Origin of the sequence: Kitasatospora sp. NA04385 (genome assembly GCF_013364235.1) — a bacterium.
Taxonomy (GTDB): Bacteria; Actinomycetota; Actinomycetes; order Streptomycetales; family Streptomycetaceae; genus Kitasatospora.
Genome location: NZ_CP054919.1, coordinates 2,297,073 through 2,317,411, shown reverse-complemented (window position 1 = coordinate 2,317,411; position 20,339 = coordinate 2,297,073). Strand labels below are relative to the sequence as shown.

Below are 20,339 nucleotides of genomic sequence, written 5' to 3'. Positions count from 1 at the left end.
CGTCGGCGGCGCCGACTCCACCGGCGGCTCCACCTGCCCCGACCCCACCGGCGCCGAGGTCGCCCGGGCCGGTGCCCGGGGCGCGGTTCAGCGGCCCGCCAGCGGGATGGCCGCGGAGACCACCGTGCCCTCGCCCGGCGCGGACTCGATGGTGAGCGTGCCGCCGAGCTGGCGCAGCCGGGCCCGCATCGCCGGGAGCCCGTGCCCGCGACTCCCGCCGCCCGCCCGCTCGCCGTGCTCGCCGCGCTCGCCCCGGCCGGACCGGCCCGGGGTGAAGCCGCGGCCGTCGTCCGCGACGTCCAGCACCGCCTGGTCGCCCAGGTAGGAGAGCGTGATCGAGGCGTGCGCGGCCCGGGCGTGCTCCCTGGTGTTCGCCAGCGCGCCCTGCGCGATCCGCAGCAGGGCGGACTGCGCGGCGGCCGGCATCGGTATCGGCGGCCCGTCCAGGTGGAAGCGGACCGCCAGGCCGCTCTCGGCGGCCTCCCGGTCGGCCAGCGCCTCCAGGGCGGCCTCCAGGGTGCCCCGCTCCGCCAGGTCGGCCGGGGCGAGGTCGTGGACGAAGCGGCGGGCCTCCGCGAGGTTCCGCGCGGCGATCGAGGCGGCCGTCCGGACGTGGCCCAGGGCGGCCGCCGGATCCTGCCGCCACGTCCGCTCCGCGGCCTGGAGCAGCATCTGCTGGCTGGACAGGCCCTGGGCCAGCGTGTCGTGGATCTCCACCGACAGCCGCTCCCGCTCGGCCAGCGCGCCCTGTCGGCGCTCCACCGCGGCCAGCTCCCGCCGGGTGCGGATCAGGTCGACGATCAGCTTCCGCTGCCGGGCGCCCTGCCGCTGCATGTACAGGAACACCGCGGTGGCCAGCGCGGCGACGGCCGGCGGCAGCAGCAGCATCGTCGGGTCGAAGCCGCCCGGCAGCCGCAGTTCGGACACCACCACCAGCACCGTCAGCGCCGTCACCAGCGGGATCGCGGCCCGCGGCGGCAGCGCCCGGAGCACCGTGTACACCAGCGGGACGGCGCACCAGGCGAAGCTCGGCGCCATCAGCACCAGCACCGCCCAGCTCGCCAGCACCGCCGTCAGCCAGGCCGGCCGCCGCTCCGACAGCCCCGACAGGTGGCCCACGGCCAGCGCCAGGCTCAGCGCCGCCACCCAGGGCGTCAGCGGGCTGTACAGGTGGTGCGCCAGGTACCTGGCCAGCGAGGTGCCGAGCAGCAGCAGGAAGGCCAACCGCATCACGACGGTGAGCCAGCCCGCGTCCGGGTCGATGGCCCGGGACAGGGGTTGACGCATCACGGCGGCCTCCTTCGCGCTCTTCCATCCGGCTCCCGCCGGGCTCCCGGCGGGGCGACGCGGCGTGACGCTCGATCACGGAGGATCACCCTGCGTCACACCCGTCATAGCGATGGTGGACCGGGGCGGCCGCCCGCACATCCACCGATCGGTTGACACGGATGTCGTCCATCATGCTCCGCGGAGCGAGCCGGTCCGCCGATCCGGGGAGGGGGTGCCGGGGCGAAACATGGATTCCGAGGCCGGAGCGCACCGCGATCCGGCGCCGAACCGAGACCCACGACCCCGATACAGGAGCCGAAAATGAAGAAGCTGAGCACCCGCACCCGCGTCGCCACCGGTGCGGTCGCGGCCGCCGTGGTCGGTGCCGGCGTCGTCGGCGCCGTCTCCGCCAACGCCGAGACCCCGAACGCGGCCCCGGCCGCCGCGGTCAACTCCGACGTCCAGAACAAGAACACCTTCCAGTCCACCCACCTGACGGTCGAGGCCGCCACCAAGGCCGCCCGGGCCAGCCTGGACGCCGCCGCCAAGGCCGGCCAGAAGATCTCGGTCGCCGTGGTCGACCGCAACGGCAACGTGGTCGTCGAGCTGCGCGGCGACGGCGCCGGCCCGCAGTCCTTCGAGTCGGCCGAGCGCAAGGCCTACACCGCGGTGTCCTGGAACGCGCCGACCTCCGAGCTGGTCAAGCGCCTCGCCCAGGCCCCGAACCTGAAGGACATCCCCGGCACCCTGTTCCTGGGCGGCGGCGCCCCGGTCCAGGCCAAGGGCGCCCCGATCGCGGGCATCGGCGTGGCCGGCGCCCCGAGCGCGGACCAGGACGAGCAGTTCGCCCAGGCCGGCGTCGCGGCGCTCGACAAGTGACCCTCCCCGGGTGACGCCGCCCGGCCGACCCCCGCACCCGGGCGGCGCACAGCCCGCGGGCCCGCTCGACGACGAGCGGGCCCGCGGGGCCTCCGGTGCGCCCGGCCGGTGGTGCACCGGCCGCTCAGTCCTCCTGGTAGACCGCCAGCGCCCAGATCACGAAGACGTCCAGCGCGACGATCACCAGGGACCACAGCGGGTAGTACGGCAGGTCCAGGAAGTTCCCGATCAGCCCGAGCGAGACCAGGAAGATACCGACGATTCGGGCCCAGGCCGCCCCCTTGATCACGAAGAAGCCGACCACCGCGATCAGTGCGCCGAGCACCAGGTGGATCCAGCCCCAGGAGGTCAGATCGAACCTGAAGACGTACCGGGGCGTGGTGACGAACACGTCGTCCTCGGCGATCGCCATGATGCCGCGGAACACCTCCAGGAGGCCGCCCACCAGCATCATCACACCGGCGAACAGCACCAACCCGGAGACCCAGCCCTTGTTCTGCGGGGGCCTGGCGGCACCGGTGCGCGAACCGGCGGGCGGGGGTGTCGCGCTGGGACCAACGGACGAGCTCATGGAACCTCCTAGGCCGAAGCAGGTCTTGGGTCGACCCTCCGGCACCGCCCGCCCCGGGGCATTCGGGCGACTCCATCCGGGTGAACGCGGCCGCCCCGCTCCGGCCCGCCGAGCCCGCCCGGCACCGGATCGCCCCGATCCGCGCCGCTGTGTTTACTGGTCACAGTGCCGGGTCCACGGTGCCCGAGCACCCCGGCGAGGAGGTGCGCCAGCCATGGCCGACGAGCTCTGGAGCGCCCTGCCCCCGCCGCTGCGCCAGGTCCTGGACGGCACCGCCGCCGGCGTCGCGGTCCTCGACACCGGCCTGCGCTACCGCTACGTCAACCCCGCCCTGGCCGGGATGAACGGCGTCCCCGCCGACCTGCACCTCGGCCGCACCATCGCCGAACTCCTCCCCGACATCGACGCCCGGGAGGAGGTGCTGCGCGCCGTCCTCGCCGACGGCAGGGTCCGCGAGGTCACCTCCAGCGGCCACACCCGGGCCGCCTCCCCGCTGCGCCGCCGCTACTGGCACGGCGCCTACCACCGGATCGACGCCGAGGACGGCCGCCCGCTCGGCCTGGTCGGCATCGTCCTGGAGGTCACCGCCTCCCGCGAGCAGCAGCACGAGCTCGAACAGGCCAGGTCCCGGCTCGCCCTGCTGGACGCCGCGGCCACCCAGGTCGGCACCACCCTCGACGTCGACACCACCTGCGGCGAGCTCGCCGACTTCCTGGTCGAGCACCTCGCCGACGCCGCCACCGTCGAACTCCTCCCGCCCCCCGACAGCCGGCACGCCCGCCCCCGCCCCGACGGCGGCCGCCGACTGCACCGCGCCGCACTGGCCGCCGACCCCGCCCTGCTGCCCGGGGTCCGCGGGCTCGGCGACCGCGGCGAGCACGTCGACTACCAGCCCGGCTCCGCGATCCCGCGCTGCCTGGACAGCGGCCGCCCGGTCATCGAGAACCTGCTCGACGACGCCGCGCTGGCCCGCTCCGCCCCCAACGCCGAACGCGTCGCCCGCTACCGGGAGATCGGCATCCACTCCGGCATGATCGTGCCGCTCACCGCCCGCGGGCACCGGATCGGCACCGTCACGCTGATGCGGGCCGGCGCCTCCCCGGGCTTCACCGAGGACGACGCCGTCGCCGCCCAGGACCTGGCCGGACGCACCGCGATCACGCTCGACAACGCCGGCCGCTACAGCCGCGAGCACGCCGTCGCGGTCGACCTGCAGCGCGCCATGCTCGCCGAACCCGGCCGCCCGCACCCCGACCTCGACGTCGCCTTCCGCTACCGTCCGGCCGGCACCGGCGCCCTGGTCGGCGGCGACTGGTACGAGACGGTGGCGCTGCCCGACGGCCGCACCGTGCTGGCCATCGGCGACGTGATGGGCCACGGCATCGAGGCCGCCACCCACATGAGCCACTACCAGGCGATGCTGCGCGCCATGGCCCTGCTCGAACCCACCGCGGACCGGCTGCTGACCCGGCTCGACCACCTGGCCTGCGAGGTCCACGACTACCGGCCCTCCACCTGCCTGGTGGTCTACGCCGAACCCGCCCGCGGCCGGTACGCGCTGGCCAGCGCCGGCCACCTGCCGCCCGTCGTGGTCGGCCCCGGCGGGGAGGCGGCCCTGCTCCCGGTCGAGCCCGGGCCCCCGCTCGGCACCGGCCTGAACGGCTACGTCCGGACCACCGCCGTCCTCCCGCCCGGCCGCACCCTGCTGATGTACACCGACGGCCTGGTCGAGCGCCGCGACGAGGACATCGACCGCTCGCTGGCCCGGTTCACCGCCCGCCGCCTGCCCGCCGGAGCGGACCCGGCCCGCCTGCTGGACGCCGTCCTGGCCCGGGCCCCCGCCCCCGCCGAGGACGACATCGCGCTGCTCGCCGCCCGGGCCGCCCCACGCCCGGGCCGCCGCGGCCCCGGGGAGGTGCTCACCGTGCTGACCGGCGGCCGCTGGAACACACCCTGACCGGCTCGGCCCCGCCCGGCCGCCACGCCTTGGCCTGACTGGCCGCCGCGCCCCGACGCGCCCGGCCGCCGCGTCCTGGCCCGCTCGGTTTCGCTCGGTCCCGCCCGGCCGCCATGCCCTGGCCTGACCGGCTGCTACGCCTTGTCCCGCCCGGCCGCCGGGTCCTGGCCTGCTCGGTTTCGCTCGGCCCCGCCCGGCCGCCAGGCTCCGATCCGCCCGGCCGCCGCACCCGGGCCTGCCCTGTCCCGCCCGGCCGCCGCGTGCCCTGAGCCGCCCGGCCGCCGCGCCCCCGCCCCCCCGGCGTTCGGGCCGGTCGGTGCGGTCTCAGTTCCCGGGTAGCAGCGAGCGCAGGGCCAGGCCGCGCAGCCCGGCCAGCCGGGTGCGGTCCCAGCCGTGGTAGACGGCGTTGCTGCACAGCACCACGAAGCGGCCGGTGCGCGGGGCGAGGTACAGGCTGGTGCCGGTGAAACCGTGGTGGTAGGCCACCGCGCCGTCCGCGGTGACGATCCAGGCCAGGCCGCGGTGCAGGCCGGGTTCGACGGCGGCGCGCGGGCGGCGGCTCAGCGCGAACCATTCGGGCAGCGGCCCGTCCGCGCCGAGCAGGTGCTCGGCGAAGGAGGCGAGGTCCGCGGCGGAGGAGAACACCCCGGCGTGCCCGGCCACCCCGCCGAGCAGGGCCGCGCTCGGGTCGTGCGGGATGCCCCAGGTGCGGGGCGCGCCGCGCAGCCGCTGCTCGGTCGGGGCCAGGTGCGCGTCGCGCGGCAGCGGGCCGTACGCGGTGGCGTCCAGGCCGAGGCCGCGCCAGAGTTCGCCGGCGAGCAGGGGCAGCGGGCGGCCCAGCAGTTCGGGCAGCAGCAGGCCGAGCAGGATGAACCCGCGGTCGACGTACCGATGGTGCGCGCCGGGCGCGGAGACCAGCGGCTCGGCGCACAGGTGCTCGGCGAGCGGCCGCCCGGTGTGCTGGTAGCGGGCCAGGCCGGTCTGCGGGAGCAGCCCCGAGGTGTGGCTCAGCAGCTGGCCCGTGGTCAACTCGCCGCCGGGGGAGGGGAGTCCGGGGAAGGCGGCGCGCAGCGGGGCGTCCAGGTCGAGGAGCCCGGCGCGGACGGCGGCGCCGACCAGCGGCCAGGTGGCGAGCACCTTGGTGAGCGAGGCCAGGTCGTAGCGGGTGTGCTCGTCGGGCCGGGCCCCGCCGCACTCGGGGGCGACCAGCCCGCGGCCGACCACCGCCCGCCCGGCCCCGGTCTGGCCGACCACCAGGACCCCGCCCGGGAACTGCCCGCCGTCCACCGCCGCCCCGAGTTCCCGGCCCAGTGCGGCGGCGGTGGCGGGGATCCATTCGGCGGCGGGCTGCTGCGGATCGGCGGACACGGTGCCCCTCTCCTCCGGCCGGCGGTGCCTTCCCCCGGATTGTCGCCCGCGCTGGGCCCCGGGGGCCAGAGTGCCGGGCCGACGCGGGCTCAGGAGCGGGACGCCGCCAGTGCGTTGAGCGCCTCGACGGCCCGGTCCGCCTCGTGCGCGGGGACGAACAGGTGGTCGTGGTGGAAGCCGGCCACCACGTTGCAGCCGATCCCCTGCTCGGCGAGCGCGCCGGACACGGCGGCGGTCAGCCCGACCGCCTCCAGCGCCGAGTGCACCCGCAGGGTCAGCCAGGCGGCGACGTACGAGTACGGCAGCCCGAGCGAGTCGGCCTCCTCCTGCGCGACCACGAAGGTGACGCCCTCGGGCTCGGCCACGGTGACCACCGGCCGCAGCCCGGCGGGCAGCCGCCCGGGGAGGGTGCAGTACACGTACCGGCCCGGGTTGCGGACGGGGTGCATCCCGGAGAGCAGCCTGTCGAGGTCGCGTTCGCCTGCCATGCCGCCACGGTAGTGCGTCCCGGCGCCCCGCCCGCGGAAGCGGCGCCCCGCCCGCGGAAGCGGCGCCCCGCCCGGGGAAGCGGTGCGGCCCCGACGGTGGGCGGGTCATCGGAACGGGGTTGCCTTCCGATAGTTAGCGATATATCGTCGAGGTATCGAGATGCTTCGGTAAGCGGAGCGTCCATTCCTCTTGGAAGACAGGTGGTCGTCATGCGGTACGACAAGCGTTTTGACGGAGAAGGCCGGCGTCGCTGGGCCGGGGGTCCGGGTCGACCGGGCGTGCCCGGGGACGGGGACGGCGGCGGTTTCGGCGGACGGCCGGCGTTCGGGCCGTTCGGGGCGCCGGGGCGGCCGGGGCCGCCGTTCGGCCCCGGGTTCGGTCCGGGCGGCCGGGGGTTCGGCGGGCACGGCCCGCGCGGGCACGGCGGCCGGCGCGGCGGACGGGCCAGGCGGGGGGACGTGCGGGCCTCGCTGCTCGCCCTGCTGCTGGAGCGCCCGATGCACGGGTACGAGATGATCACCGAGATCGGTGAGCGCACCGGCGGGGTCTGGCGGCCCAGCCCCGGGTCGGTCTACCCCACGCTCCAGATGCTGGAGGAGGAGGGGCTGATCAAGGCCAACGAGGAGTCCGGCAAGAAGCTGTTCGAACTGACCGCGCAGGGCCGGGCCGAGGCCGAGCAGGCCGGGGCGTCCCCGTGGGACGAGGCCGGCCGGCGGGACGACTGGGAGGCCGTGCAGGAGGTCGGCGCCGCGCTCGCGGCGGTGGACCATGCGGTGCGGCAGGTCATGATGACCGGCTCCGAGGAGCAGCGCGCCAAGGGCCTCGCGGTGCTGGCCGAGGCGAAGAAGAAGCTGTACCTGATCCTGGCCGAGGAGGCCTGAGCCCCCGCGGGGGCGCGGCGGTCGGGCCCCGGTGCCTCAGGCCCCGGCGTCGTACTCGTAGCGCCAGCGGTAGCGCCCCTTGGCGTCGTACTCCTTGGCGCGGCGGTAGACCAGGGTGGTCGCCGGGGTGTCCCCGTGCGCGGGGACGGGCACCCGGTAGACCTTGGGGACGCTGTGCGTCATGCCCAGCAGGACCGGCAGGACCCGTCCGTCCAGCGGTCCCCCGACGAACTCGGTGTCGGCGCTCTTCACCCGTCCAGGGTAGGCGCGGCGCGGCGGGTCCGGAGCGGGCGGGTGTGTCCGTTCCGGGACGGGGGTGTGGAGCGGGTGTACGGGGGTGTGGAGCGGGTGTGACGGGGACGGCACCGCCCCCGGTCATCCGGAGCCCTCCGGGAGCCTTATCCTGCTACGTACGCCCCCGGGGTTCACCCGGGTCCGCGGGCCCGTACGGGTCGGGTGGGGCGCGCCGCGGTGCGCCCGCCCGCCGAGCACGACTCTCGTACTCCGTACCCGACCCCGGACGTCGGCGGCCCGGAGACCCCGGCGCCGGTCGGCGGCAGGACGCCCCCGCGCGCGGTGCCCCTCGGGAAGCAGCGAGTCGCTCCGTGCGTTGGCGTCGGTTGTTGCGTCGGTGGCCGTGCCGTACCTGGCACGGCAGCTCAGGCAGGTGCGTGCGGAAGGGGCCAGATGGAAGCCAGCGGCAGGTGGACCTCCTGGTGGCGGCGGGAGCGGCGGGAACGCCGGGAGGCCGGCGGAGGGGACGCGGCCGCGAGGCTGGATCTGCTGCTGGGGGCGGCCAGGGCGGGGTTCCCGGTGGCGCCCGCGGCGCACCCGGCCGGGCACCGGTGCTCGTGCGACCGGGTCGGCTGTCCGGCCCCGGCCCAGCACCCGCTGTCCTTCGCCTGGCAGTCCCAGGCCACCACCGACGCCGAGCAGTTGGAGCGCTGGCTCTCCCGGGACCCGGAGGCGAACTTCGTCACCGCGACCGGCCGCGCGCACGACGTGCTGGACGTGCCGGCCGAGGCCGGCGTGCTGGCCCTGGAGCGGCTGGAGGCGCTCGGCGCGGTCGGCCCGGTGGCCGCGGTCGGCGGCGACCGGTACCTGTTCTTCACCGCGACCCGCGGCACCCCGCAGGACGAGGACGAGTGGTGGACCAGCGCGCTGGACTCCACCCCCGACACCGTCTCCGAGCACCCCGGCCTGCGCTGGCACTGCCGCGGCTCGTACACCCTCGTCCCGCCGGCCGCGCTGCCGGACGGCTCCGAGGTGCGCTGGCTGCGCGGCCCCGAGCGCCCGCTGCCGGACCCGCTGCGGGTGCTGGACGTGCTGACCGACGCCTGCACCGAGGTCGGCGCGGTGGCCCAGGAGCAGTGGCTGATCGGCTGAACCGGCCACCGGAGCCCGCAGGAACGATACGGCGGCCCGCCACCCGCCCCGCGGTACGGGGGAGTGGCGGGCCGCCGCGTCGTCGCCGGGCACCCGGGCCGGTCAGGGCAGGGTGAGGACCTCCGCGCCGTCCGCGGTCACCAGCAGGGTGTGCTCGAACTGGGCGGTGCGCTTGCGGTCCTTGGTGACCACCGTCCAGCCGTCCGGCCAGATCTCGTAGTCGTAGGTGCCCAGGGTGAGCATCGGCTCGATGGTGAAGGTCATCCCGGGCCTGATCACCTGGGTGGCCCGGTCGCTGTCGTAGTGCGGGATGATCAGGCCGGAGTGGAACGAGGTGTTGATGCCGTGGCCGGTGAAGTCGCGCACCACCCCGTAGCCGAACCGCTTGGCGTACGACTCGATCACCCGGCCGATCACGTTGACCTGCCGGCCCGGCTTGACCGCCTTGATCGCCCGGTTCAGCGACTCCTCGGTGCGCTCGACCAGCAGCCGGGACTCCTCGTCCACCTCGCCGCACAGGTAGGTGGCGTTCAGGTCGCCGTGCACGCCGTGGATGTACGCGGTCGCGTCGATGTTGACGATGTCGCCGTCCCGCAGCACCGTCGAGTCCGGGATGCCGTGGCAGATCACCTCGTTGACCGAGGTGCAGATCGACTTGGGGAAGCCCCGGTAGCCGAGGTCCGACGGGTACGCGCCGTGGTCGCACATGTACGCGTGGGCGACGGCGTCCAGCTCGTCGGTGGTCACGCCCGGGGCGATCAGCTTCGCGGCCTCGGCCATCGCCCGCGCCGCGATCCGGCCGGCGATCCGCATCTTCTCGATCGTCTCGTCGTCCTGCACCTCGGGGCCGGTGTACGGCGTCGGCGCGGGCTTGCCGACGTACTCCGGACGCGCGATGTGCGCGGGGACCTTGCGGGTGGGGGACAGCGTGCCGGGTACCAGAGCCATGACGGCGAGTCTATCGGCCGCCCGCCGCGCCCCGGCCGTGTGTGCGGACCGGGCGGCGGGAAAGGATCACCACCGACCGCCGCGGCCCGCCGCGGCACCCACCAGGACGGAGAAGCAGACGATGGCGTTCGGCCGCAGCAAGCCCACCGGGCAGCCGGGGGAGTGGTTCTACTGCATCAAGCACCACAAGGTCGAGGAGGGCCCGGACTGCCCGGCCAAGGACCGGCTCGGCCCGTACGCCAGCCGGGAGGAGGCCGCGCGCGCCCTGGAGACCGCCGCCGAGCGCAACCAGGAGTGGCGGGACGACCCGCGCTGGAACGACGAGGAGCCGCCCGCCGGGGGCTGACGCCGGCTCAGGAGACGCCCGCGGCCTGGCGCTCGTGCTGGGCCCGCACCGCCAGCGCGTGCGGGTCGGTGCGCGAGTCCCAGGCCAGCAGCCGGGGGATCGCCGCGGTCAGCGCCAGCACGCCCGCCACGCACAGCAGCCCGCCCGCCCAGATCGAGCCGCGCACCCCCACCAGCGCCGCCATCCCGCCGGCCCGCACCTGGCCCAGCTGCGGGCCCACCGAGTACGAGAGCACCTCCACCCCGGCGAGCCGCCCGCGCAGCTCGTCGGGGATGGACTGGTTCCAGATCGTCGACCTGGCCACCCCGCTGACCTGGTCCGCCCCGCCGGCCACCGCCAGGAACAGCAGCACCAGCCAGACGTTCCCGGCCAGGCCCGCCAGCGCCATCGCCCCGCCCCAGCCGAGCGCCGCGAACAGCAGCATCCGCCCGTGCCGGTGCACCCGGGCCGTCCAGCCGCCGGTGGCCGCCACCAGCAGCGCCCCGGCCGCCGTCGCCCCGTACAGCAGGCCCAGCGCCCACTCGGCGTCCAACTCCGCCGCCAGGAACGGGTACAGCGCCACCGGGTAGGCGAACAGCATCGCCACCAGGTCGATCGCGTAGGTGCCCAGCAGGTCCTTGCGGCTCCAGGCGTACGACAGGCCCTGCCCGATGGTGCGCAGCGAGGGGGACTCGGCGCTCTCGGCGGGCGGCACCGGCCGCATCCGGACGATCAGCGCCAGCGAGAGCAGGAAGGTCAGCAGGTCCAGCGCGTAGGCGCTGCGGGCGCCGGAGACCGCGACCACCACGCCGGCCAGCGGCGGCCCGGCCACCGAGGCGACGTTGCGGTACAGCGAGTTGAGGGCGAACGCGGCGGGCAGCTGGTCGTGCGCCACCACCCGGGGCACCATCGAGTCCAGCGCCGGGCGCTGCAGGCCCGCCAGCGCCGCGGTCAGCGCCGCGACCAGGTAGATCGGCCACAGCAGCGGGTGCGGCAGCAGCGCGTTCGCCAGCAGCAGCGCCGCCAGCAGGGCCAGCCCGGCCTCGCTGAGCAGCACCAGGCGGCGCCGGTCCAGCGCGTCCGCCAGGGCGCCGCCCCACAGGCCGAACACCACCAGCGGCACCAGCTCGAACGCGCCGACCAGGCCCACCGCGAAGGTCGAACCCGTCAGCTCCTTGATCTGGATCGGCAGCGCCACGAACGACAGGAAGCTGCCGAACCCGGTGACGCACCCCGAGGCCCAGAGCAGCCGGAAGTCCCGGGAGGCACGCCAGGGCGTGAGATCCGGGAGGAGCCTGCGGAAGAACGGAGCGGTACCTGTCACATGGCCAGATGCTCCGTCACCGGGACGGCCCGGGGCAAGCGGTTTTCCCCGAGGTCAGGGCGGCCGCGGCGGCGCGGGCGGGGCGGGCGGGGCGGGTGGCGGGCCGGGCGGGGGCTACCAGCGCAGCACCGGCGAGGCGGTCAGCCGCTCCGTCAGCCGGGACAGCCGCGAGCGCGGCGCCGCCGCCGTGGTGGCCGAGCTGACCAGGTGCTGCACCAGTTCGAACGGCTCCGGCGCGGCCCCCGGCACGGTGAGCCGCTCGTGCGCCAGGTCCGCCAGGTCCGGGTCCCCGTCGTCCAGCGCCAGCAGCACCGCCCCGGCCCGGCGGGCGCCGTCCAGCCGCTCCAGCAGCGGCGCGTCCGCCGGGCCGGGCGCCACCAGCAGCACCGTCGCGCCCGCGCGCGCCTCCGCGAGCCGGGGCAGCCCGCAGGCCAGGTGCGCCGGCGCGCCCGCCGGGACGTCGTGCCGCAGCAGCGTCGGGGCCAGTTCCGGCAGGCCGCCGTACGCGGCCTCGTCGCTCAGGTGCGCCGCCAGGTGCCACGGCTCGTAGCGGGGGGTGCCGACCAGCAGCAGACCGCTCGCGCTGCGCCTGGTCACCGAACCGCGCAGCGCGGCGGCGAAGGCGCCCGCCCGCTCGGGCCAGCCGGTACCGGCCAGTGACTGCCGGAGTGCGGAAACTCTCACCGCGTCCATGCGCGACAGCATGCTGCCCCGGCAGCGGGTTTGGCAGGATCTTCGGCATGACGCAACCCGATTCAGTGAACGCGACGGCCGGGCCGGGCCGGAACCTGCCCGACGTCTCCCACCTGGTGGTGGGTGTCCTCGGCGGCACCGGGGACCAGGGCCGCGGCCTCGCCCTGCGGCTCGCCAAGGCCGGACAGCAGGTGGTGATCGGCTCCCGCAGCGCCGAACGCGCCGCGGCCTGCGCGGCCGAACTGGGCCTGGGCATCCGCGGCGCCGACAACGCGGCCTGCGCCGCCGACAGCGACGTGGTGATCGTCGCGGTGCCGTGGGACGGCCACGCCGAGACGCTCACCGCGCTGCGCGCCGAACTCGCCGGGAAGATCGTGGTCGACTGCGTCAACCCGCTGGGCTTCGACAAGCAGGGCGCCTACCCGCTGCAGGTCCCCGAGGGCTCGGCCGCCCAGCAGGCCGCCGCGCTGCTGCCCGACTCCACCGTCACCGCGGCCTTCCACCACCTGTCGGCGGTGCTGCTGCAGGACGAGAGCGTCGAGCGGATCGACACCGACGTGATGGTGCTGGGCGAGGACCGGGCCGCCACCGAGACCGTGCAGGCGCTGGCCTCCCGGATTCCCGGCATGCGCGGCATCTTCGCGGGCCGGCTGCGCAACGCCCACCAGGTGGAGTCGCTGGTCGCCAACCTGATCTCGGTCAACCGCCGCTACAAGGCCCACGCGGGTCTGCGGATCACCGACGTGTGAGCCCGGCGCGCGCCGCGGCCGCCCCCGCGCCCCCGGCGCGCGCCCGTTCCGCCACCACCCCCGGCCCCGGCCACCGCGTTCGGTCGGCGAGAATGGCCGGGCACACCACCGCCCCCGAGGAGCCCCGCCATGCCCCGCAACGCCCTGTACGCCTCGACCGTCCTCGTCCTGGCGGTGATCGCCGCGGTGGTCTCGTTCGCCAAGGGCAACTGGTACGGCGTGGTGTGGGTCCTGATGGCCGCCGTGGCCAGCAACATCGCCTGGTACCACCTGCGCAAGGACCGCATCGCCCGCCGCGCCGCGGCGGCCCCCGCCGAGCAGCGCTGAGCGAAGCCGGGCGGGGCCGGGGCCGCGGGGCCTAGTAGGTCTTCCAGAACGAGAACAGGATCCGGCCCAGGTCGATGTACCGGGAGTCGGCGCCGAACAGGCCGAAGATCCCCGACACCAGGTCGTACATCCACTGCCCGACCTTGCTCTGCCACATCAGCGCGAACAGCAGCAGCATGCCGTAGGGCGCGTACGGGGCGACCGCCCGCCGGACCTTGTACGACAGCCAGGGCTCGACGATGCCGTAGCCGTCCAGGCCCGGCACCGGCAGCAGGTTCAGGATCGCCGCCGTCACCTGCAGGTAGGCGAGGAAGCCCAGCGCGGCGGGCAGCGGCGAGAACCACAGGTCCTGGCCGTCGTAGTGGGCCGGTACGTCCGGGTTGTCGAACCAGCCCCGGCTGACCAGCACCAGCGTCACCACGCCGAAGGCGACGTTCACCAGCGGCCCGGCCGCCGAGATGAGGCTGTGCTTGAGCCGGCCCGCGATCCGGTCCCGCTCGATGTAGACCGCACCGCCGGGCAGGCCGATGCCGCCCATGATCACGAAGACCACCGGCAGCACGAAGCTCAGCACCACGTGCCCGTACTTCAGCGGGTTCAGCGTCAGGTAGCCCTTGGTGCCGACCGTGATGTCGCCGCCCGCCAGCGCGGTGCGCGCGTGCGCGTACTCGTGCAGGCAGAGCGAGACCATCCAGCCGGAGACCACGAACAGGAAGACGCCGAACCGGTCGTTGCCCCAGCCGGTGGCCAGCGCCCAGCCGGAGGCGAGCAGGATGGCGGCCAGGGCCAGGAAGATCGGGCTGACCCGGTTCTCCGCGCTGCGCTGGCCGGTGCTGGCGTAGGTCATGGCGAGGGGGCTCCGGAGGTGGTGGCGGGACGGGCGTCCGATCATGCCGCCCGGCGGGCGGGCGGGACAAGCGGCCCCGGGTGAACGTACCGGAGCGGCCGGGCGTTCCGCACAGGTGTGCCCGCGGCGCTCGGCGCGTCCCTCAGAATGGGCTGGTGCACTACGGCATCCTCGGCACCACCACCGCCCACCACGACGACGGCACCCCGGTCGCCCTCGGCGGCGCCCGGCTGCGCGCCCTGCTGGCCGCGCTCGCGCTGCGCCAGGGCCGCCCGGTGCCCGCCGAACTGCTCGCCGACGAGGTGTGGGCCGACGAGCCCCCGCAGGACGCGGCCGCCGCGCTGCAGACCCTGGTCGGCCGGCTGCGCCGGACCGTCGGCCGGGCCGAGATCGGCTCCGGGCCCGCCGGATACTGGCTGACCGACCCGCGCACCGACGTCGCCGAGTTCCAGCGCCGGGCCGCCGACGGCGCCCGCGCCCTGCAGGGCGGCGACCCGGCCGCCGCCGAGCAGCTCACCGCCGCGCTCGCGCTGTGGCGCGGCCCCGCCCTCGCCGACCTGCCCGACCGCACCGCCCCCGCCGCCCGGCTGGAGGCGCAGCGCGAGGAGGCCCGCCGGCACCGGCTGACCGCCGCCCTGGAACTCGGCCGCACCGCCGAGGTCACCGCCGAGCTCGCCGAACTCTGCCGCGACCACCCCTTCGACGAGCAGCTCCAGGCCCTCCAGCTGCGCGCCCTGCGCGCCGCCGGCCGGACCGCCGAGGCGCTCGGCCGCTACGAGGAGATCCGGCGCACCCTGGCCGAGGAGCTGGGCACCGACCCCGGGCCCGAACTGCGCTCCCTGCACCAGGAGTTGCTGCGGTCCGAGCCGGTCGCCGCCCCCGCGCCCGCGCCCGCCCCGCGCCCGCGCCCGCCCCGCGCCCGCCGCGCCGCCCGCCGCCCCGCGGCCGGCAACCTGCGCCCCGGCCGGACCAGCTTCGTCGGCCGGGACGGCGAACTCGCCACCGTCGCCGACGCCCTGACGGCCGGCCGGCTCACCACCCTGACCGGCCCCGGCGGCTCCGGCAAGACCCGGCTGTCGGTCGAGGCCGGCCGCCGCGAGCAGGACGCCGCCCGCTGGCCCGGCGGCGTCTGGCAGGTCGAACTCGCCCCGCTGGACGACCCGGCCGCCGTGCCCGACGCCGTCGCCTCCGCGCTCGGCCTGCGCGAGACGGTGCTGCACACCGGCGGCGCCGTCGCCGAGGCCATCGAGGGCGCCCGCAAGGACCCGGTCTCCCGGCTGGTCGACCACCTCGGCCGCCGCCGCGTCCTGCTGCTGCTCGACAACTGCGAGCACGTCGTCCAGGCCGCCGCCGACCTCGCCGACCGGCTGCTCGCCGACTGCCCCGGCGTCACCGTGCTCGCCACCAGCCGCGAACCGCTCGGCGTCCCCGGCGAGTCCGTGCTGCCGGTGGAGCCGCTGCCCGACCCGACCGCGCTGCGGCTGCTCGCCGAACGCGGCGCCGCCGCCCGCCCGGGCTTCCGCACCGACCAGGACCCGGACGCCTGCGCCGAACTCTGCCGCCGCCTGGACGGCCTGCCGCTGGCCATCGAGCTCGCCGCCGCCCGGCTGCGCGGCCTCACCCCCCGCCAGCTCGCCGACCGCCTCGACTCCCGGTTCGCCCTGCTCACCGCCGGATCGCGCACCCTGCTGCCCCGCCAGCAGACCCTGCGCGCCGTCGTCGACTGGTCCTGGGACCTGCTGGGCACCCGCGAGCGCGCCGTGCTGCGCCGGCTCTCGGTGTTCGCCGGCGGCTGCACCCTGGAGGCCGCCGAACAGGTCGTCGCCGACGGCGAACTGGTGCGCCGCGAGGACGTCGCGGACCTGCTGCTCTCGCTGGTCGACAAGTCCCTGCTGGTGGCCGGGCTGGGCGAACAGCCGCGCTACTGGATGCTGGAGACCATCCACGAGTACGCCGCCGAGCGCCTCGCCGAGGCCGGCGAGACCGAGGCCGGCGAGACCGGGGCCGGCGGCCGCCACACCGCCCACTACCGGGAACTCGGCCGCACCGCCTACCTGAACCTGCACGGCCCCGGGCAGCTCGACGAACTCGACCGCCTCGACCGCGAGCGGGAGAACGTCCGGGCCGCGCTGCGCCGCGCCGTGGACACCGGCCAGGAGCAGGAGGCCCTGGTCCTGGCGCTGTCGATGGCGGGCTACTGGATGCTGCGCGACTACCGCGACGAGTCCGTCGCCTGGTACGAGGCGGTCGCCGCGCTCTGCCCCGACCCGTACGCCGACGACGCCCCGCCGCCCGTCCCGCTCACCGCGGGCCCGCTGGACGCGCCGCTGCCGATGCCGCCCGAAATGCTCCAGGAGGCCCGCCGCCAACTGGTGCTCGTCCGGCTGCTCAGCCTGTTCTCCGGGGACATGAGCATGCTGGACAGCCAGGACACCCTGGGCACCGCCCAGCGCGTCCTGGCGACCTACACCCCCGACCTGCCGCAGTCCTACCGGCAGCCGGTGCTCGGCCGGATCTTCGCGGTCTTCCTCACCGGCGAGATGGAGCGCACCCGCGTGGTGATGGACGACGCGGTGGCCGGCGCCCGGGTGCACGGCGGCCCGCTGGACCTGGCGTTCGCCCTGCAACTGCGCGCCCGGCTGCTCAACGACCTGGCCGGCTCGCTCGACCAGGCGATCGTCGACAGCGAGGAGGCGCTGGCCCTGTACAGCGCGCTGGGCGACCGCTGGGGCATGGCCGACGCGCTCTCCTGCAAGGCCGAGAACGCCACCAAGTCCGGCCACTCCCGGCAGGCCGAGGCGGCCTTCCGGCAGGCCATCGAGCTCTCCGTCCAGCTCGGCGCCTACCAGGAGGTCCCGATGATGCGGGCCCGGCTCGGCGAGGTGGTGGCCGAACGCGACCCGGAGACCGGCGAACGGATGGTCCGCGAGGCGGTCGAGGCCGTCCCCGAGACCGACTCCGAGGGCGCCCGGCTGTACGGGCGGCTGGTGCTGTGCAACCTGGCCACCCGGCGCGGCGCGTACGCCGAGGCGCTCGCCGCGCTCGACGGGCTCCCCGCCGATCAGGGCCCGGGCGGCCTCGTCCCCACGGTGTTCACCGGCATCACCGCCTGCATCCGCGGCTGGGTGGTGGCCCTGGCCGGTGACCCGGCGGCCGGTCTGGAGCTGATCCGCGGGGGCCGCCGGACGATGGCCGAGTCCGAGGGCGGCGTCAGCGTCTTCGTCGAGCACATGGCGATGATGCTGATGATCCCGCTGGCCGGCGCTCTGGTCGAGTACGCCCGGCTCCACGACGACCCGGGCGCCGCCCGCCGCGCGGCCGAACTGCTCGGCGCCCACCAGGGGCTGAGCGGCACGCCCGGCTCGTTCACCGAGCGCTGGGAGTGCGGCCGGGCCACCGCCGCCGCCCGCGCCCTGCTCGGCGCCGACGACTACCTGGCCGCGTACGAACGGGGCGGACGCCTCACGCACCGTGAGGCGTCCGCCCTGCTCGACGATCCCGGGTCGTACCGGCCCGGGGCCGGCTGACCCACCGTCAGGTGCGCTTGCGGAAGCGGGCCACCGCCAGCGGCGCGGTCACCACGGTGATCGCCGCCGACCAGATCAGCACCGTGAGGACCGAGTTGCCGACCGGCTGGTCGTTGATCAGCGCCCGGCAGGCGTCGGCCAGCGCGGACAGCGGGTTGTGCTTGGTGAAGGCCTGCAGCCAGCCCGGCATGGTGGTCGGGTCGGCGAAGATCGAGCTGCCGAACTGGAGCGGCATCATCACCAGCATCGACATGCCCTGCACCGCCTGGGCGCTGCGCAGCGACATGCCCAGCAGCATCGACACCCACATCAGCGAGGAGCCGAACACCAGCGACAGGCCGACCGCGGCGACCAGCTTCAGCGGGCCGCCGTCGATGTCCATGCCGAGGATCATCGAGAAGCCGATCAGCACCGCGAAGGCGACGACCGCCCGCAGCGTCTCGGCGATCATCTTCGACAGCAGCACCGCCGAGCGCCCGATCGGCAGGGTGCGGAAGCGGTCCATCACGCCGGTCTGGAAGTCGGTGTTCAGGCCGGTGCCCAGCGCCATCGCCAGGTTCAGGCCGGTGGTGCCGAGCAGGCCGGGCACCATGTACTGCATGTACTCGTGCTGGTTGTGGGCCATCGCGCCGCCGAACACGTAGACGAACAGCACGATCATGATGACCGGGATCAGCAGCGCGTCCAGCATCGACTCGGGGTCGGCCTTGATCCGCATCAGGTTGCGGCGGGTCAGCGCGCCCAGGTGGCGCAGGTTGGCCCGCAGGCCGATCCGGGTGTCGTCCTCGCCGGCGGGGGCCGCGGCGGGAGCGGGGTTCAGGGTGGCGGTGCTCATGCGACGGGCTCCTTGTCACGCGGCCGGGCGGGGACGGCGGACTTGCCGCCGGTGATGGTCAGGAACACCTCGTCCAGGCTGGGCAGCTTGGTGTCGATGCCGGCGATCCCGAACCCGCGGGTGCCCAGCACCCCGATCACGGTGGTCAGTTGGGCGTCGTCGGTCAGGTGCACCGACAGCAGCTCCGACTCGGCGGAGAAGGTGGCTGCGATGCCCGCCTCCCGCAGGCAGCGGGCCATCTCGGCGAGCTGCGCGGGGTCGGTCGGCCGCACCTGCAGGCTCTGGCCGCCGACCTGGGCCTTCAGTTCCTGGACGCCGCCGTTGGCGATCACCCGGCCCTTGTCGATCACGGTCAGCGCGTGGGCGAGCTGCTCGGCCTCCTCCATGTACTGGGTGGTCAGCAGCACCGTCGAGCCCTCGCCGACCATCCGCTGCACCTCGTCCCACACCTCGTTGCGGGTGCGCGGGTCCAGGCCGGTGGTCGGCTCGTCCAGGTACAGCACCTTCGGGCGGCCGATCATCGACGCGGCGAGGTCGAGGCGGCGCCGCATGCCGCCGGAGTAGCCCTTGGCCGGGCGCTTGGCCGCCTCGGTGAGCGAGAACCGCTCCAGCAGTTCGGCGGCGCGGGCCTTGGCGGCCTTGGCGGAGAGGTCGAGCAGGCGCCCGATCAGGTACAGGTTCTCGTAGCCGGACAGCAGCTCGTCCACCGAGGCGTACTGGCCGGTCAGTCCGATGGTGCGGCGCAGCTGCTTGGGCTGGCGCAGCACGTCGTAGCCGCCGACGAAGGCGGTGCCCGCGTCCGGCTTGATCAGCGTGGACAGCACCCGCACCAGCGTGGTCTTCCCGGCCCCGTTCGGACCGAGCAGACCCAGGACCGTCCCCTCGCGCACCGTCAGGTCGACCCCGTCCAGGGCCTTGGTCTCCCCGTAGTGCTTCACGATGCCGTGGACCTCCACGGCGTTCCGCTCGATTCGTGTCATGGGAACACCGTGCCGGGGCCGGCTGTCAGCCCGCTGTCACGGCGCTGTCAGCCGGCCTTCAGGGCCTCTCGTCCCGCTAGCTGAAGGAGTGCTCCGGGCCCGGGAAGGTGCCCTCGCGGACGTCGGTGGCGAACTCGGTCGCGGCCCGGGTCAGCGTCGAGCGCAGGTCGGCGTACTGCTTGACGAACTTGGGGACGCGGCCGGCCGTCATGCCGGCGAAGTCGGTCCAGACCAGGACCTGCGCGTCGGTGCCGGGGCCGCCGCCGATGCCGACGGTGGGGATCGCGGAGTGCTCGGTGACCTGCGCGGCCAGCTCGGCGGGGACGGCCTCCAGGACGACCGAGAAGGCGCCGGCCTGCTGGACGGCCTTCGCGTCCCGCAGCAGCCGGTGCGCGGCCTCGTCGCCGCGGCCCTGGACGGGGTAGCCGCCGAAGGCGTGCACGGACTGCGGGGTGAGGCCGATGTGGGCCATCACCGGGATGCCGGCGTCGACCAGCAGCTCGATGGTGCGGGCGCTGCGCTCGCCGCCCTCCAGCTTGACGGCCTGGACGCCGGCCTCCTTCATCAGGCGGGCCGCGTTGTGCATGGCCTGGGCGGGGGACTCCTGGTAGGAGCCGAACGGCAGGTCGGCGACGACCAGGGCGCGCTTGGTGCCGCGGACCACGGCGGCGGACATCATCACCATCTGGTCCATGGTCACCGGCACGGTGGTCTCGTAGCCGAGGTGGCAGTTGCCGGCCGAGTCGCCGACCAGCAGGACGGGGATGCCGGCCTCGTCGAACACCCCGGCGGTGAGGGCGTCGTAGGCGGTGAGCATCGCCCAGCGCTCGCCGTTGCGCTTGGCCTTGGCGAGGTCCCGGACGGTGATCCGGCGGTTGGTGACACCCCCGTAGAGGGTGGCGCCGACGGATGCGTCCGGCGTCTGGGCAGGCTGAAGCGGAGAGGCGTTGTTCATCGAACAGGCTCCTGGTGTGTGTCGTCTCG

The 20,339-nt window shown here is 75.4% G+C and carries 20 protein-coding genes; 8 read left to right on the top strand and 12 right to left on the bottom strand.

Going from position 1 to position 20,339, the window contains the following annotated elements; all coding sequences use genetic code 11:
* Window positions 1-87 precede the first annotated feature (87 nt).
* The gene (locus tag HUT16_RS10060) at window positions 88-1,287 is read right to left on the bottom strand and encodes a sensor histidine kinase (protein WP_176192595.1); all 1,200 of its coding nucleotides are present in this window, start codon (window positions 1,285-1,287) and stop codon (window positions 88-90) included.
* A gap of 303 nt (window positions 1,288-1,590) precedes the next feature.
* Between HUT16_RS10060 and HUT16_RS10055 the strand changes: the two genes are divergently transcribed.
* A complete protein-coding gene (locus tag HUT16_RS10055; protein ID WP_176187513.1) occupies window positions 1,591-2,148 on the top strand; it encodes a heme-binding protein in 558 nt (185 codons plus the stop codon).
* A 124-nt stretch (window positions 2,149-2,272) separates the two neighbouring features.
* Here HUT16_RS10055 and HUT16_RS10050 read toward each other — a convergent pair whose 3' ends face one another.
* Window positions 2,273-2,719, bottom strand: a complete 447-nt coding sequence (locus HUT16_RS10050; protein WP_254897738.1) for a hypothetical protein — start codon at window positions 2,717-2,719, stop codon at window positions 2,273-2,275.
* 214 nt (window positions 2,720-2,933) lie between these two features.
* On the opposite strand from HUT16_RS10050, the gene HUT16_RS10045 reads away from it, so the two are divergent.
* Window positions 2,934-4,676 (top strand): SpoIIE family protein phosphatase, encoded by a 1,743-nt coding sequence (locus HUT16_RS10045; protein WP_176187511.1) that lies wholly within the window; start codon window positions 2,934-2,936, stop codon window positions 4,674-4,676.
* Window positions 4,677-5,000: 324 nt separating this feature from the next.
* Here the strand turns inward: HUT16_RS10045 and HUT16_RS10040 are convergent, their stop codons facing one another.
* Together HUT16_RS10040 and HUT16_RS10035 are read right to left on the bottom strand one after the other, a co-directional pair.
* The gene (locus HUT16_RS10040) at window positions 5,001-6,044 is read right to left on the bottom strand and encodes a serine hydrolase (protein WP_254897737.1); all 1,044 of its coding nucleotides are present in this window, start codon (window positions 6,042-6,044) and stop codon (window positions 5,001-5,003) included.
* Window positions 6,045-6,133: 89 nt separating this feature from the next.
* A complete protein-coding gene (locus tag HUT16_RS10035) occupies window positions 6,134-6,532 on the bottom strand; it encodes an ACT domain-containing protein (RefSeq protein WP_176187509.1) in 399 nt (132 codons plus the stop codon).
* 210 nt (window positions 6,533-6,742) lie between these two features.
* On the opposite strand from HUT16_RS10035, the gene HUT16_RS10030 reads away from it, so the two are divergent.
* On the top strand, window positions 6,743-7,414 hold the full coding sequence (locus tag HUT16_RS10030; protein ID WP_176187507.1) for a PadR family transcriptional regulator: 672 nt from the start codon (window positions 6,743-6,745) through the stop codon (window positions 7,412-7,414).
* A gap of 36 nt (window positions 7,415-7,450) precedes the next feature.
* Here HUT16_RS10030 and HUT16_RS10025 read toward each other — a convergent pair whose 3' ends face one another.
* Window positions 7,451-7,666 carry a hypothetical protein gene (locus tag HUT16_RS10025; protein WP_033218298.1) on the bottom strand — a complete coding sequence of 72 codons (216 nt, stop codon included), beginning with the start codon at window positions 7,664-7,666 and terminating at the stop codon, window positions 7,451-7,453.
* Between the two features lie 435 nt (window positions 7,667-8,101).
* Between HUT16_RS10025 and HUT16_RS10020 the strand changes: the two genes are divergently transcribed.
* A complete protein-coding gene (locus HUT16_RS10020; RefSeq protein ID WP_176187505.1) occupies window positions 8,102-8,800 on the top strand; it encodes a bifunctional DNA primase/polymerase in 699 nt (232 codons plus the stop codon).
* Between the two features lie 102 nt (window positions 8,801-8,902).
* Here the strand turns inward: HUT16_RS10020 and map are convergent, their stop codons facing one another.
* The gene (map, locus tag HUT16_RS10015; protein WP_176187503.1) at window positions 8,903-9,748 is read right to left on the bottom strand and encodes a type I methionyl aminopeptidase; all 846 of its coding nucleotides are present in this window, start codon (window positions 9,746-9,748) and stop codon (window positions 8,903-8,905) included.
* A 121-nt stretch (window positions 9,749-9,869) separates the two neighbouring features.
* On the opposite strand from map, the gene HUT16_RS10010 reads away from it, so the two are divergent.
* The gene (locus tag HUT16_RS10010; RefSeq protein ID WP_176187501.1) at window positions 9,870-10,094 is read left to right on the top strand and encodes a hypothetical protein; all 225 of its coding nucleotides are present in this window, start codon (window positions 9,870-9,872) and stop codon (window positions 10,092-10,094) included.
* A gap of 7 nt (window positions 10,095-10,101) precedes the next feature.
* Here the strand turns inward: HUT16_RS10010 and HUT16_RS10005 are convergent, their stop codons facing one another.
* Window positions 10,102-11,397, bottom strand: a complete 1,296-nt coding sequence (locus HUT16_RS10005; protein ID WP_176187499.1) for an MFS transporter — start codon at window positions 11,395-11,397, stop codon at window positions 10,102-10,104.
* A gap of 114 nt (window positions 11,398-11,511) precedes the next feature.
* Window positions 11,512-12,090 carry a hypothetical protein gene (locus tag HUT16_RS10000; protein ID WP_176187497.1) on the bottom strand — a complete coding sequence of 193 codons (579 nt, stop codon included), beginning with the start codon at window positions 12,088-12,090 and terminating at the stop codon, window positions 11,512-11,514.
* A gap of 47 nt (window positions 12,091-12,137) precedes the next feature.
* Here HUT16_RS10000 and npdG point away from each other — a divergent pair, with 47 nt between their 5' ends.
* Window positions 12,138-12,839, top strand: coding sequence for an NADPH-dependent F420 reductase (gene npdG / locus HUT16_RS09995; RefSeq protein WP_176187495.1), 702 nt, complete (start codon window positions 12,138-12,140; stop codon window positions 12,837-12,839).
* Window positions 12,840-12,968: 129 nt separating this feature from the next.
* Window positions 12,969-13,166 carry a hypothetical protein gene (locus HUT16_RS09990; protein ID WP_176187493.1) on the top strand — a complete coding sequence of 66 codons (198 nt, stop codon included), beginning with the start codon at window positions 12,969-12,971 and terminating at the stop codon, window positions 13,164-13,166.
* 31 nt (window positions 13,167-13,197) lie between these two features.
* Here the strand turns inward: HUT16_RS09990 and HUT16_RS09985 are convergent, their stop codons facing one another.
* On the bottom strand, window positions 13,198-14,013 hold the full coding sequence (locus tag HUT16_RS09985) for a site-2 protease family protein (protein WP_176187491.1): 816 nt from the start codon (window positions 14,011-14,013) through the stop codon (window positions 13,198-13,200).
* Between the two features lie 155 nt (window positions 14,014-14,168).
* On the opposite strand from HUT16_RS09985, the gene HUT16_RS09980 reads away from it, so the two are divergent.
* Window positions 14,169-17,540 carry a BTAD domain-containing putative transcriptional regulator gene (locus HUT16_RS09980; RefSeq protein WP_176187489.1) on the top strand — a complete coding sequence of 1,124 codons (3,372 nt, stop codon included), beginning with the start codon at window positions 14,169-14,171 and terminating at the stop codon, window positions 17,538-17,540.
* Window positions 17,541-17,547: 7 nt separating this feature from the next.
* On the opposite strand, the gene HUT16_RS09975 is transcribed toward HUT16_RS09980, so the two are convergent.
* The 3 genes from HUT16_RS09975 to panB all read right to left on the bottom strand — a co-directional run bounded on the left by HUT16_RS09975 (window position 17,548) and on the right by panB (window position 20,310).
* On the bottom strand, window positions 17,548-18,375 hold the full coding sequence (locus HUT16_RS09975; RefSeq protein WP_176187487.1) for an ABC transporter permease: 828 nt from the start codon (window positions 18,373-18,375) through the stop codon (window positions 17,548-17,550).
* Window positions 18,372-19,355, bottom strand: a complete 984-nt coding sequence (locus tag HUT16_RS09970) for an ATP-binding cassette domain-containing protein (RefSeq protein WP_176187485.1) — start codon at window positions 19,353-19,355, stop codon at window positions 18,372-18,374. Before HUT16_RS09970 ends, HUT16_RS09975 begins: the two co-directional genes overlap by 4 nt.
* Window positions 19,356-19,431: 76 nt before the next feature.
* Window positions 19,432-20,310 (bottom strand): 3-methyl-2-oxobutanoate hydroxymethyltransferase, encoded by an 879-nt coding sequence (gene panB, locus HUT16_RS09965; RefSeq protein ID WP_176187483.1) that lies wholly within the window; start codon window positions 20,308-20,310, stop codon window positions 19,432-19,434.
* Between the last annotated feature and the right edge of the window lie 29 nt (window positions 20,311-20,339).